The organism is Stenotrophomonas sp. YJH_SMC_82 (assembly GCF_059368875.1).
This window is the reverse complement of sequence record NZ_JCAFSE010000002.1, coordinates 182,840-195,214: the sequence shown is the minus strand read 5'-3', so window position 1 is coordinate 195,214 and position 12,375 is coordinate 182,840. Positions and strand designations below refer to the sequence as shown.

The following is a 12,375-nucleotide window of genomic DNA, read 5'->3' as shown; positions in this document are numbered from 1 at the left end:
CCGTGGTTGACGCAGCCGAGCATGGCTCGGCTCTACATGGCTTCCGGCAGGTCAAACGGCATCCCCCGCTAAAGCTCCACCGTCTCCCACCATCGCGTACCCGCCTGCGGCGCCTGCATGTCCAGTGCTTCGCCCATCATCGGCGTGGCCACCGGCACATTCTTTGCGGCGGCCAATGCCGTGATGCGCTCGAACGGCTGCTGCCATGCGTGCAGGGCCAGGTCGAAGGTGCCGTTATGGATCGGCAGCAGCCACTTGCCGCGCAGGTCCAGGTGCGCCTGCAGGGTCTGTTCCGGCTGCATGTGCACGAACGCCCAGCGCGGATCGTAGGCGCCGGTCTCGATCATGGTCAGGTCGAACGGTCCGTACTTCTCGCCGATGGCCTTGAAGCCATCGAAGTAGCCGGTGTCGCCGCTGAAGAAGATGCGGAAGTCGCCGTCCTGGATCACCCATGACGCCCACAGGCTGCGGTCGCTGTCACCCAGCCCGCGGCCGGAGAAGTGCTGGCCCGGGGTCGCGGTCAAGCGCAGGCCACTGGCTTCAGTCGACTGCCACCAGTCCAGCTGTTCCACCTTGCTGGCGTCCACACCCCATGCAATCAGCTGGTCGCCGACGCCGAGCGGTGCGATGAAGCGCGCGGTCTTGCCGGCCAGCTGCATTACCGCGGCATGGTCGAGATGGTCATAGTGGTTGTGCGAGAGGATCACGCCGGCGATGGGCGGCAGTTCGTCGATGCTGATCGGCGGTGCGTGGAAGCGCGCCGGCCCCATCCACTGCACCGGTGAGGCGCGCTCGGAGAACACCGGGTCGGTCAGCCAGTACTGGCCACGCAGCTTCAGCAGGATCGTGGAGTGCCCAAGCCGGAACAGGCTGCGATCCGGCGCAGCATCCAGGGAGGCGCGGTCCAGCGGCTTCACCGGAATCGGGTGGGCGGGCACGGTGCCCTTGGGCTTGTTGAACAGGAACGTCCACCAGATCTCCGCACCGTCGCGCAGGCCCATCGCCGGACGGGGCAGGGCATTGCGGAACTTGCCGTCGCGGTACTGCGGCGAATCGGGGAAGTCGGGGAGGGACCAGGACTTGCAGAAGGTGTAGGCGGTCACGGCGAGGATTCCAAGCAGGAGGACAAGGAGCAGGCGCTTCATGGGTGACGTCCGCTGGGTACACTGCACAGTGTAGTTTCGCATTTTTCAAAAGTACACTGCTGGGTGTAAAATGGTGGCGTCCGTTCAGCTATCCGGTCTCCGCCATGCCCCGTGCCCCACAACGCCTGACCGACCGCAAACGCGAGGCCATCGTGCGCGCGGCGGTGGAGGAGTTCCGTGCATCGGGCTACGAGGCGACCAGCATGGACCGCATCGCCGAGGTGGCCGGGGTCTCCAAGCGCACCGTCTACAACCACTTCCCGAGCAAGGAAGCGCTGTTTTCGATGATCCTGGAGGAGCTGTGGGAACGCAGCGTGGCCAGCGACGCACTGCCGTATCGCGCGGACCAGCCGTTGCAGGCGCAGCTGCTGCAGTTGCTGGGCCAGAAGCTGGAACTGCTCAGCGATGCCAACTTCATCGACCTGGCACGGGTGGCGATGGCCGAGGTCATCCACTCACCGGAGCGGGCGCAGGCCATCGTCTGCCGCATGGGCGAGAAGGAAAGTGGCGAGAGTGCGTGGATCCGCGCAGCGATCGCCGATGGCCGGTTGCGAGAGGTTGATCCGGAATTCGCCGGCCACCAGCTGCATGGGCTGGTGAAGAGCTTTGCGTTCTGGCCGCAGGTGACGATGGGGCAGCCACCGTTGACCGCGCAGGAACGCGCACGCGTCGCCGAATCGGCGGTGGCCATGTTCCTGGGTTTCTACGCGGTCTAGCTGGCGGCGAAGCGACGGAACTCGTCGGCCGGCAGTGCGGCCGAGTACAGATAGCCCTGGCCGACATCCACGCCCAGCGCGCGCAGGTGCTGTTCCTGCGCCAGGGTTTCGGTCCCCTCGGCCACCACGATCGCGCCGCAGCGGTGCGCGACTTCGACGATGAAGCGAACGATCGACTGCGACTTGGCGTCGGACAGCGTGGCGATCAACGCCTGCTCGATCTTGACCTCGGCGATGGCCAGCTGCGAAAGCAGTATCAGGGTCGAATAGCCCGCGCCGAAATCATCCAGCGACAGGGTGACTCCGGCCGCCAGCAGCTGTGCGATGTTGGCATCGACCAGGTCACGCTCGACGATCTCGGTCCACTCGACGATTTCCAGCCGCAGCATCGCGCCGGGGATGTCGTGCAGCTGCAGCAGTTCCTGCAGGCGCAGGCCGAAGTCGGGCAGGCGCAGGGATTCGGCTGACACATTGACTGCGATGGTCAGCGCCGCGCCGTCCTGCCGGCAGTGCTGCAGGAAGTGCACCGCCGACTGCAGCGTGGCCCATTCCAGGTCTGCCAGCCGGCCCTGCCGGCGCAGCAGCGAGATCACCCGCATCGGTGCGATCGGCCGGCCTTCGCCATCGCGCATGCGCAGCAGCGCTTCGGCGCCGACCAGCTGGCGGTCCTGCAGGCGATGCTTGGGCTGGTAGCACAGCGGTGCGTCGCCCTGCTGCAGCCAGCGTTCGAGGGCGGCTTCGATCAGGGCGTCGATCTCGCCGTCGCGCTGGATCGGGTCGTCGAAGAACACGACGCCGGATTCGATCGCGCTCAGTGCCACGGTGATCGCGCGGAACGGAAGATGTCCTTCGTCGGCATCAACGGGGGGCTTCAATTCAACCACCGCACAACGGAACAGTGGCCGGAAGCCAGGCCAATCGCGGCCGACCCGATCGGCCAGGTTGCTGGCCAGCTCGGTGATCTGCGGTTGTATGCGCAGTTCGGACAAGGTCATGCCGCGCACCAGGATCGCCAGCGCGGCATCACCGAACTGGTAGACCTCCACGTCGTCCACCGCCAGCGATGGCAGCAACCGGTGGACGTCGGCCGGTGTATCGCGCTGCCACAGGCCGTTGTCCTGCAATGGCCCGTAGCGCAGGCGCAGATCGCGCAGGTTGCCCATCTCGGCCACGATCAGGCAGGCCTTGCCGATGCCGTCGTTGTCGCGCCAGTACCGCTGCAGGCGTTCACCGAGCGCACGCATGTTGGGCAGGCCGCTGATCGGATCGATGCGCAGCCACGCCTGTTCGCGCTGGCGCTGCGCATCGATCTGGGCATCGTTGTAGACCAGCGCGAACACTGCGCCGAGTACCAGCAGCGAGACCGGCAGTGCCAGCACGCGCTGGATCGCCAGTTCGGCCACCGGTAGTTGATCGGCCCCAATGATCGCCACACCCAGCGCCAGGCCCAGAGCGGTCATCCCGATACGCACGGACCACGCCTGCAGGATCATGCGTGGCGAGAGTTCGTTGAGCATGCGCGGGTGCAGGCGCCTGCGCAGCCAGACGCCGGCCACCATCTGCAACACGGCCTCGAGGCTGGCAGGCAGGAAGAACTGGGTGCCGACGAACTGGTAGCGGGCGAGCAGGGCGGCGGCCAGGCAGGCCAAGCCGCCGCGCCAGCCACCGAGCAGGCCACTGACCAGCAGGATGTCGAAGCCGAGGTGCAGCTTGACCACACCCTGGGTGTAACGGGCCACGAACCAGGAATTGAACAGGTAGATCAGGCCCAGCGCTATGCCGACATACAGGCGCCGTCCTTCAATGGCGTGCCCGGCGCGACGGGTGGCGATCAGCAGCACGCCGATCATGCCGATCACCGCCGTGGCCTGCAGCAGGTACAGCGGCAGGCTGGGCAGGGCGCTGTCCAGGACCTGGGCCGAGACCCGTGAAAGCGCATCCATAGCAGGTTCCCGCCTGTGACCGACGGCCAGTGACGAGCAGGGTAAACCACAGGCGCCTGTGCGGCCACCAAGGGGCAGGCCAAGGTCCCTGCGGTCAGTAGCGCGGGTCGGCGATGGCGGGCAGCACCAGTTCGCGCACGAAGGAGGACGGTGACAGCTGCAGCAGGGCGCGTACCATCGCCACGACATCATGGACCGGCACCAGTGCGCCGTCGCCGCGCGCTGCGGCGTCCGCTACCGGCACTGACAGTGCATCGTCGGTGTTGAGGTAGCCCAGCTGCAGACTGGTTACCGCCAGGCGCCGATCCCGGAAGCCTTCGCGCAGCGCATCGGCGATGCCGTTGAGCGCGAACTTGGATGCGCCGAACGCCACTTCCGGGCGGCCGCTGCGCGGCAGCGCCGAGGTCGAGCCGGTCAGCACCAGCTGTGGACGTGCTGCGCCCAGTACCCTCGGCAGCAGGCGCCGCAGCAGCACCAGGGTGGCGGTGATGTTGACGTCGACCAGCTGGGCAAGCGCGGCATCGCTTTCGTCGAGGAAGGCGTACTCGTCGCTGAAGGCCGTCTCTTCCCAGATGCCCAGGTTGTGGATGAGCACATCCAGATCGGCCGGCGCCTGCGCTGCGATGTGATTGGCAGCAAGGGTGGGCTGGGACAGATCCGCTTCGATCCACTGCAGGGTGACGCCCTCGGGGCATTCGAGGTCGTGCGGGCGGCTGCGCGAAACGCCGATGACGGTGTCGCCCGCACTGCACAGGCCTTCGACGAACGCTCGACCGAGGCCCCTGCTGGCGCCGATGACCATCAATTTCATGTGGCTTCCTTGTTGTGCTGCGGCGGCCTCAGTCGGCCGCCAGAATGGTGTCCCAATCGGCGAACGCGCGCAGGCCGCTGCGTCCGGCGGTGATGATCGAGGCGGTGTTGTCGAGCTGGCAACGGTATTGCGGCTGCAGCCCGGACGCCCGCGCGGACACGGCCATGGCGTGTACCAGCTGTCGCGCGTGACCGCGACCGCGGGCCTCGGGCAGGGTCAGTACGCCCATATCGGCGAAGGCTGGATCCAGGCTCCAGGGGTACATGCTTCCCGCAGCGACCAGGCGCTCGCCGTCGAAGGCACCGAACACCTGCCAGTGATCCAGCTCGACCCATGCGGCATCGAGATCGTCCTCGCTGGCGGTGGCCTGGAACGCGTTGAACGCTGCCGCGTCGGTCGCGCCGAGGCGGCGGATATGTGGTGGGGCAGGGTGTTCGGCGAGGGCGGCGAGTGTTGCGGTGGGGAAGTAGAAGACACGATCCGCGCCGTGCGTATGCTGGCCGAGCTGCTGCAAGCGCTGTTGCAGCTGCGCCAGTGTCCAGTGCGGTTGCGCACGCAGTTGCAGGCGAGCGGCCAGGGCAGGACGCAACAGCGCTCGGGCGGGGCCCGCGACCGGTTGTAACAGCATGCCGTCCTCACCCTCATCGACATCATCGCTGCACGCCAGGTGCAGCTGCGGCCCCTGCTGCAACGTGCGCTGGCCGGCGAACACGCGCTGCCAGGCAGCATCGATCAACGGGGAAATCGCATCATCCATGACAAACGGTTCGCTCAGTGTCGGGGCAGTTCAACCTGCAGGCCTGCGGCCTTCCATTCGGGATAGCCGGCGGCCAGTCGCTGCGCGCTGAGGCCGGCTTCGCGCAGCATCATCACTGCATCGTTGGACAGCACGCAGTAGGGCCCGCGGCAGTACGCGACAATGTGGACGGCGCGCGGCAGTTCGTCCATCCGCGCGTGCAGTTCAGTTGCGGGAATGTTCAGCGCGCCGGGCAGGTGGCCCAGATCGAATTCTTCGCGCGGCCGCACGTCCAGCAGTACCACGCTGTCGCGTTGCTCCAGCAGCTGCTCGACGGTCAGCCCTTCCAGTGCATCGCGGCGCTGCAGGCTGTCGGTGAGGACGCCCTGCATTTCGCTGCGCTGGTGGTCGGCATAGTCGCGCAGCGCGGCCAGCAGGTTGGCCAGTGGGCCGTCAGCGCTGCGGTAGAGGATGCGCTTGCCGTCACGGCGGGTCTGCACCAGGCCGGCACGACGCAGCTGCTGCAGGTGCTGGGAGGTATTGGCCACCGACAGGCCGCTCAGTTCGGCCAGGCGCTCGACCGCACGCTCGCCTTGGGCGATGTGCTCCAGCAGGGCCAGGCGGTGCGGGTGGCCCAGGCTGCGGGCGATCTCGGCCAGCGCTTCCAGCGGGGACGGCGGCAGCTCGGTTGCAGCGTTCATGCCGGGCACGCTAGCATCGATCTATCATTCAAGCAAATAATTGAAGGTTGGCGGAATGAGTGGCTGGGCGACGACATTGGTGATCGACGCGGTAGTGATCGGCGTGGGCGCGACCGCGCTGATGGATCTGTGGGCGTTGCTGCAGCGCAGGCTGCTCGGCATTCCGTCGCTGGATGTTGCGATGGTCGGCCGCTGGCTCGGCCACCTGCGGCGTGGGCGCTTGCGCCATGAGGGCATTGGTCGTTCGCTGCCGGTGGCCGGCGAGCGCGCGCTTGGGTGGACCGCGCATTACGTGATCGGTGTGGTCTTCGCCGCGGTGTTGCTGGCCGTGGTCGGGAACGGTTGGGTGCAGGCACCGACCCTGTGGCCGGCGCTGGCCTTCGGCATTCTCAGCGTTGCCGCGCCGTTCTTCATCCTGCAGCCGGGTATGGGCGCCGGCATTGCCGCTTCGAAGACCCCGGTGCCTGGCAAGGCGCGGCTGCGCAGCCTGGTGGCACACAGCGTGTTCGGCGCAGGCATGCACCTTTCCGCGCTGCTGTGGGCCGGGGTCCGTGCAGGATGAGCGAGAATCCGTGGGTCACCGGCAGCAGGAGCATCCCGCCATGGAAGCACCCGATCCCTTCACTGATGGCATGCCGCTGCCGTGGGCGTGGCGGGAAACATTGGCCGATGCGCGCATCGAGCGACAGTCGATCGGCGTATCGCGCGCAGACGTCGCCCGTGTGCATCGCCCGGGACAGGCTGATGCCTTCCTGAAATCGGAAGTGATCGACGCCTTCAGTGAGCTGGGCGATGAAATTGCCCGCCTGCGTTGGCTGCAGGGCCAGGGGCAGCCGGCGCCTGCAGTGATTGCCACTGCCGAAGAAGCGGGCCGGCGCTGGTTGCTGATGAGCGCGCTGCCCGGCCGCGACCTGGCCTCGTCGCCTGAGCTTCCGCCCCAGCGCCTGGTGGAACTGCTGTCCGATGCGCTGCGGGGCCTGCATGCCATACCGGTGGCAGCCTGTCCGTTCGACCAGCGGCTGGCCTCGCGCCTGCAGGCCGCGCAGGCACGGGTCGAGGCGGGCCTGGTCGACGCCGATGACTTCGATGACGAGCGCCTGGGGCAGAGCGCACAGCAGGTGTTCGCCGAACTGCGCGCTACCCGGCCCAATCACGAGGATCTGGTGGTCAGCCACGGCGACGCCTGCCTGCCGAACCTGCTGGCAGCCGAAGCCCGTTTCAGCGGTTTCATCGACTGTGGCCGGCTGGGTGTGGCCGATCGCTACCAGGATCTGGCGCTCGCCGCGCGCAGCCTGGTCCACAACTTCGGCGACACGCGCTGGGTCGCGCCGCTGTTCCGGCGCTATGGCGTTGTGCCCGACGAACGGCGGCTGGCGTTCTACCGTCTTCTCGACGAGTTCTTCTGAAACCGCACAGGGCAGCGTAGGGCAGGGCTGAACGGCGCCCTGCCAGCGGATGCGCGCGCCCTTAAAAATGGACGAACGTTCGTTCACTATTTGTGGCATGAACCGAACCGACCGCAACGAGCAACGCATCGCGCAGATCCTGCAGGCCGCCCTGCAGTGCTTTCTCGTGAAGGGCTTCCACCAGACCAGCATGCGTGACATCGCGCAGGCGGCCGGCGTCAGCCTCGGCAATCTCTACAACCACTTCCCGGGCAAGGAGGCGATCATCCTTGCGGTGGCCGTGGCCGAAGGCGAGGAACTGGCACCGTTGCTGCAGCGACTGGCCGCGTCCGATGGCGAGCGCGCACGGGTGCTGGTTTTCCTTCAGGACTTCCACGCACTGTGCCGGCAACCGGAGTGGGCAACGCTCGCCGTCGAAGTGCTGGCCGAGAGCGCACGCAATCCGGCCGTGGCCGAGGCATTTGCGGCCAATCGCAGGCAATTGCAGGCGACGCTGGCCGAAGCCCTGCAGCAGGTGGCACGGCGCGAACGTCGGCGCCCCGTGCTGGCCCCGGCACTGCAGGCACAGGTGCTGCTGGATGCCATCGAAAGCGATGCCCTGCGCCGAGGGCTGGGCGAAGCCGGGGGCACCGATGAGGCATCGCTGGATCTCGGCCTGCTTGCGCTGCTGCTGGGCGCACGCGCATGAGCGCCGTCGACCGGCGACTGCACGGCGTTGATCTGGCGCGTTACCTGGCCTTGGCCGGCATGGTGCTGGTCAACTTCCGCCTGGCGATGGCCGTGCCGGCAGAGGGCGCCGGATGGTTGGCAGGCGTCTTCCACTTTCTGGAAGGCAAGGCTTCGGCGACGTTCGTTACGCTGGCCGGGTTGGGCCTGGTACTGGGCACGCATCGGCAGGGTTGGTGGCCGGCCAGTGTGCAGACCTGGCGGCGCGCACTGTTCCTGCTGGTGCTGGGCCTGCTCAACCTGACGCTGTTCCCGGCCGATATCCTGCATTACTACGCGGTGTATTTCGCGCTGGCCGTGCTGTGGCTGCGGGCCTCGCCGCGGGTGTTGCTGGCCAGCATCGTGGGGATCGCGGCCTGTTCGTTCTGGGCGTTGCTGCACTGGGACTACAGCCAGGGATGGAACTGGCAGACGCTGGAATACGCCGGTCTGTGGCAATGGCCGGGCGCGGCCCGCAACCTGCTGTTCAATGGGTTCCATCCGCTGCTGCCGTGGCTGTGCTTCTTCCTGCTGGGCATGCTGCTGGCGCGGCTGCAACTGTCGCAACCGCAGGTCCAGCGCGCGCTGCTGGTGCTGGGCCTGATGCTGATCGTGGCTGGACATGGCGTGCAGCAGCTTGCGCAGGGAACGCCCTGGCAGGCGTGGCTGGGAACGCAGCCGATGCCACCGGGACCGGCCTACGTACTCACAGGCGCGGGCGCGGCCTGCAGTGTCATTGCAGCCTGCCTGTGGCTGACGCGTGTACGACCGGGTGACTGGCTGGAACCGTTCACCGCGGCCGGGCGCATGACCCTGACCCTGTACGTCTGCCATATCCTGCTGGGCATGGGCACGCTGGAAGGCCTGGGCCTGCTTGATGGCAGCGCGTCGCTCGCGTCGGTGCTGCTGTGGGCATTGTTGTTCCTGATGCTGGCCACGAGCGCAGCGTGGCTGTGGTCCTGGCGGTTCGCGCGGGGCCCATTGGAAGCGGTGATGCGACGCGTCGCCGGCTAGCACTTTGGTCGCGCAGGCACGATGTTGTGACGGACATGTCTGTGTCGCGGCCCGCGCATCTGCGATAGTGGCGGCAGGTAATACTCTCCGCTTGCATCCATGTCATTCGCTTCGGCGCAGCATCTCGGCGAAGTCCTTCAGCAGTCCTATGGCATCACCGCCAATGCCGTGGTGCCACGCCCGGTTGGCGCCGATGCCAACGCCAGTGTGTATCGCATCGATGCACGGCGCGGGCAATGGTGGTTGAAGTGCCGCAGTTACCAGGTTGCCCCTGCCGTCTGGGACACCCTGCATTGGCTGCGCGGCACGCTGGGCATCGAGGAAATCGTCGCGCCCTGGCCGGCCCTGACCGGTGGAGCGTCAGTGCAGCGCTGGGGCCTGCAGTTCACCCTGTTCCCGTATGTGGAAGGCCAGTCCGGCTTCGAGGCGGCGTTGAGCCGCACGCAGTGGCAACGATTGGGCGAGGTGCTGCGGCGCCTGCACGAGGCGTGCCCGCCACCGGCGCTGCAGGAGGCGCTGCCGAGCCTGCGGATGGAAACCGCGGCGCTTGATACGGTCGGGCAATGGCTGGCCGGCGAGGGCCTGGCGGCCGCCAGGGATGGGCTGGGCCGCGCCTTCGTATCCGTCTGGGACCAGCAGCATGCGCGCATCGCGGCGCTGCATGCGCAGGCACTGCAGCTGCACGCGGCGTTGCAGGATGTCCCGGTGCGGCTGCACCTGTGCCACACCGACCTGCATGCCGGCAATCTGCTGATGGGCAATGACGGCAGCCTGCACCTGATCGATTGGGATGGCCTGTCGCTGGCCCCGCGCGAGCGCGACCTGATGTTCATCGGTGGCGCGGTCGGTGGGCGCTGGGGGCGCGAGAACCCGTTGGGATTCGAGGAAGGCTATGGCAGTGACCGCGGCGATCCACGCTGGATCGCCTGGTACCGGCACTGGCGCATCCTGCAGGACCTGATCGAGTTCCAGCAGGTCCTGCTGGGCAGTGATGGAGAGGACCGTTCGCCGCAGCTGCGCCGGCAGTCGCTGCATTTCCTCAGCGAACAGTTCGCACCGGGCAATGTATTCGACGCGGCAGAGCGGGTGTATCGCGCGCTGTAGATCCACGCCATGCGTGCATGGCATTTTCTACGATGAACCCTCACGCTGCGCGATGAGTCGAGCATGGCTCGGCTCTACAGGGGGCCGCGGTGTCTGCGCGGGGTGTGGATCTACTCTGCGGGCTTGGCCGCTGCAGAGGCCGCCGCGCTTGCAGCGCGGCGTGACAGCACGGCTTCGCGGTGGGCGATGTAGGCGTTGGCGGCGAGGATGATGCCGGCACCGATGATCGTCCAGCGGTCCACCGTTTCGTTGAACAGCAGCCAGCCGAACAGCGTTACCAGGGGCAGCTGCAGGAAGCTGATCGGGGTCAGGGCGGAGACTTCGCCCAGCCGTAGCGCGCGGGTCCACAACAGCTGGCCGACGGTGCCGAGCACGCCGGTGGCCAGCAGCCACAGCCAGGCCGACCCGGTTGGCCAGGCCCAGACGAACAGCGCCGGCACCAGCGACAGCGGCACCCAGAACACGTAGGTATAGAGCACCACGGTATCGGCACTGTCGACGCGGGTCAGCTGCTTGATCTGGATCGCCACCAGCGAGCTGAGTACCGCCGCACCCACCGCGACCAGGCTGCCGGCGGTGAAGCCGGCGGTGCCGGGACGCACGATCACCAGCACGCCGATGAAGCCGACCACGACCGCGGCCCAGCGGCGCACGCGCACGGTTTCACCCAGCCACAGCACGGCGGCAATGGTGACGAACAGCGGCGTGGAATAGGAGAGCGAAACCGCCTGCGCCAACGGCAGGTGACCCAGCGCCCAGAACGCGCACAGCATCGAGCCCAGGCCGATTGCACTGCGCACGAAATAGCGTGGCAGCTGCTGCGTCTTCAAGGGCGCACGGCCGGGCCGCAGCAGCATCGGCAGCAGCGCCAGCAGGCCGAAGGCGTTGCGGAAGAACGCCACTTCCTGGGTGGGCACGTAGCGCGTGGCATAGCGGATCGCCACCGCCATCAGGCCGAACGCCATCGTGCTGCCTAGCATCAGCAGCGCCGCCCGCATCGGGGTGGCGCTGGGGGAAAGGGTGGGGCTGTTCACCACTGTGCGCCGAGCAGGCGGGGCTCCGGTTCGATCGGCACGCCGAATTTTTCCAGCACCGAGGCCGAGATGCGGCGCGCCAGCGCCAGCAGTTCAGCGCCGCTGGCATTGCCGTGGTTGACCAGCACCAGCGCGTGGCTGGGAGCCACGCCGGCATCGCCGTCGCGGAAGCCCTTCCAGCCGCAGGATTCGATCATCCAGGCCGCCGAGACCTTGCGCTTGTCGTCCTGCTCGGCCGGGAACACCGGCAGGTCGGGGAAATGCTGCAGCAGCACGTCGACCTGCTCCAGCGGGAGCACCGGGTTCTTGAAGAAGCTGCCGGCATTGCCGAGTACCTCCGGGTCGGGCAGCTTGCGGCGGCGGATCGCGATCACCGCATTGGCCACGTCCACCGCGCCCGGCAGCACCACGCCCTGCGCCTGCAGCTCTTCGCGGATGCCGGCGTAGTCCATGCGCAGATCGTGCAGCAGTGGCAGTTTCAGTTCGATGGCGGTGATCAGGTAGCGATCGGGCTGTTGCTTGAACACGCTGTCGCGGTAGGCGAAACCACACTGTTCGTTATCCAGGCGCACCCAGGCCTGTTCCTGGCAGTCCCAGGCTTCGACCGCCTGGATGAACTCGCCGACCTGCGCGCCATAGGCGCCGATGTTCTGGATCGGTGCGGCACCGGCGGTGCCGGGAATCAGCGCCAGGTTTTCCAGGCCGGACAGGCCTTCCTGCAGCGACCACATCACCAGGCCATGCCAGGGCACGCCGGCGCCGGCGCGGATCACGGCATGGTCGGCGCGGTGTTCAAGGAAACTGATTTCGCGGTTGCCGAACACCAGCACGGTACCGGGCAGGTCCTCGGCGATCAGCACGTTGCTGCCGGCACCCAGCACCAGCAGTGGGCCGTTGGCCACCTCGGGCAGTGCCAGCACCTCCGGCAGCAGCGCGGCATCGTGCAGTTCCAGCAGCTGTTCCGCATTGGCCTGCACGTGGAAGGTGTTCAGTCCCTGCAGCGGCGCATTTTGGGTGAGCGTCCAGCGCAGCGGGGCGTTGCCGTCGATGGTGTCCATGG

Annotated in this window: 13 protein-coding genes; 6 read left to right on the top strand and 7 right to left on the bottom strand. The window is 67.3% G+C overall.

Features of this window, described 5'->3' with window-relative positions:
- Window positions 1-68: 68 nt before the first annotated feature.
- Window positions 69-1,145 (bottom strand): MBL fold metallo-hydrolase, encoded by a 1,077-nt coding sequence (locus AC5P53_RS08540; protein WP_111206785.1) that lies wholly within the window; start codon window positions 1,143-1,145, stop codon window positions 69-71.
- A 104-nt stretch (window positions 1,146-1,249) separates the two neighbouring features.
- Between AC5P53_RS08540 and AC5P53_RS08535 the strand changes: the two genes are divergently transcribed.
- On the top strand, window positions 1,250-1,861 hold the full coding sequence (locus AC5P53_RS08535) for a TetR/AcrR family transcriptional regulator (RefSeq protein ID WP_014646907.1): 612 nt from the start codon (window positions 1,250-1,252) through the stop codon (window positions 1,859-1,861).
- Here the strand turns inward: AC5P53_RS08535 and AC5P53_RS08530 are convergent.
- The 4 genes from AC5P53_RS08530 to AC5P53_RS08515 form a co-directional block, all read right to left on the bottom strand.
- The gene (locus AC5P53_RS08530) at window positions 1,858-3,804 is read right to left on the bottom strand and encodes an EAL domain-containing protein (RefSeq protein WP_241886729.1); all 1,947 of its coding nucleotides are present in this window, start codon (window positions 3,802-3,804) and stop codon (window positions 1,858-1,860) included. The two genes, AC5P53_RS08535 and AC5P53_RS08530, sit on opposite strands and share 4 nt — an antisense overlap.
- Before the next feature lie 94 nt (window positions 3,805-3,898).
- Window positions 3,899-4,615: an SDR family NAD(P)-dependent oxidoreductase gene (locus tag AC5P53_RS08525; protein WP_049406437.1), complete on the bottom strand. Its 717-nt coding sequence runs from the start codon at window positions 4,613-4,615 to the stop codon at window positions 3,899-3,901.
- Between the two features lie 28 nt (window positions 4,616-4,643).
- Window positions 4,644-5,372, bottom strand: a complete 729-nt coding sequence (locus AC5P53_RS08520) for a GNAT family N-acetyltransferase (RefSeq protein ID WP_046430294.1) — start codon at window positions 5,370-5,372, stop codon at window positions 4,644-4,646.
- Between the two features lie 14 nt (window positions 5,373-5,386).
- Window positions 5,387-6,052 carry a metalloregulator ArsR/SmtB family transcription factor gene (locus tag AC5P53_RS08515; RefSeq protein WP_241886730.1) on the bottom strand — a complete coding sequence of 222 codons (666 nt, stop codon included), beginning with the start codon at window positions 6,050-6,052 and terminating at the stop codon, window positions 5,387-5,389.
- Between the two features lie 55 nt (window positions 6,053-6,107).
- Here AC5P53_RS08515 and AC5P53_RS08510 point away from each other — a divergent pair, with 55 nt between their 5' ends.
- The 5 genes from AC5P53_RS08510 (at window position 6,108) to AC5P53_RS08490 (ending at window position 10,281) form a co-directional block, all read left to right on the top strand.
- Window positions 6,108-6,614 carry a DUF2938 domain-containing protein gene (locus AC5P53_RS08510; RefSeq protein WP_495227288.1) on the top strand — a complete coding sequence of 169 codons (507 nt, stop codon included), beginning with the start codon at window positions 6,108-6,110 and terminating at the stop codon, window positions 6,612-6,614.
- A 40-nt stretch (window positions 6,615-6,654) separates the two neighbouring features.
- Complete coding sequence (locus AC5P53_RS08505; protein ID WP_053494449.1) at window positions 6,655-7,458, top strand: APH(3')-II family aminoglycoside O-phosphotransferase; 804 nt, start codon at window positions 6,655-6,657, stop codon at window positions 7,456-7,458.
- A 97-nt stretch (window positions 7,459-7,555) separates the two neighbouring features.
- Window positions 7,556-8,146, top strand: coding sequence for a TetR/AcrR family transcriptional regulator (locus tag AC5P53_RS08500; RefSeq protein WP_100449934.1), 591 nt, complete (start codon window positions 7,556-7,558; stop codon window positions 8,144-8,146).
- Window positions 8,143-9,177: a heparan-alpha-glucosaminide N-acetyltransferase domain-containing protein gene (locus AC5P53_RS08495; RefSeq protein ID WP_241886732.1), complete on the top strand. Its 1,035-nt coding sequence runs from the start codon at window positions 8,143-8,145 to the stop codon at window positions 9,175-9,177. The genes AC5P53_RS08500 and AC5P53_RS08495 overlap by 4 nt, the downstream gene beginning before the upstream one ends.
- A 99-nt stretch (window positions 9,178-9,276) precedes the next feature.
- Window positions 9,277-10,281 carry an aminoglycoside phosphotransferase family protein gene (locus tag AC5P53_RS08490; RefSeq protein ID WP_032959991.1) on the top strand — a complete coding sequence of 335 codons (1,005 nt, stop codon included), beginning with the start codon at window positions 9,277-9,279 and terminating at the stop codon, window positions 10,279-10,281.
- A 110-nt stretch (window positions 10,282-10,391) separates the two neighbouring features.
- Here AC5P53_RS08490 and AC5P53_RS08485 read toward each other — a convergent pair whose 3' ends face one another.
- Both AC5P53_RS08485 and murB read right to left on the bottom strand, forming a co-directional pair.
- The gene (locus AC5P53_RS08485; protein WP_049406338.1) at window positions 10,392-11,279 is read right to left on the bottom strand and encodes a DMT family transporter; all 888 of its coding nucleotides are present in this window, start codon (window positions 11,277-11,279) and stop codon (window positions 10,392-10,394) included.
- 32 nt (window positions 11,280-11,311) lie between these two features.
- Window positions 11,312-12,373, bottom strand: coding sequence for a UDP-N-acetylmuramate dehydrogenase (murB, locus tag AC5P53_RS08480; RefSeq protein ID WP_241886733.1), 1,062 nt, complete (start codon window positions 12,371-12,373; stop codon window positions 11,312-11,314).
- Window positions 12,374-12,375: the final 2 nt, after the last annotated feature.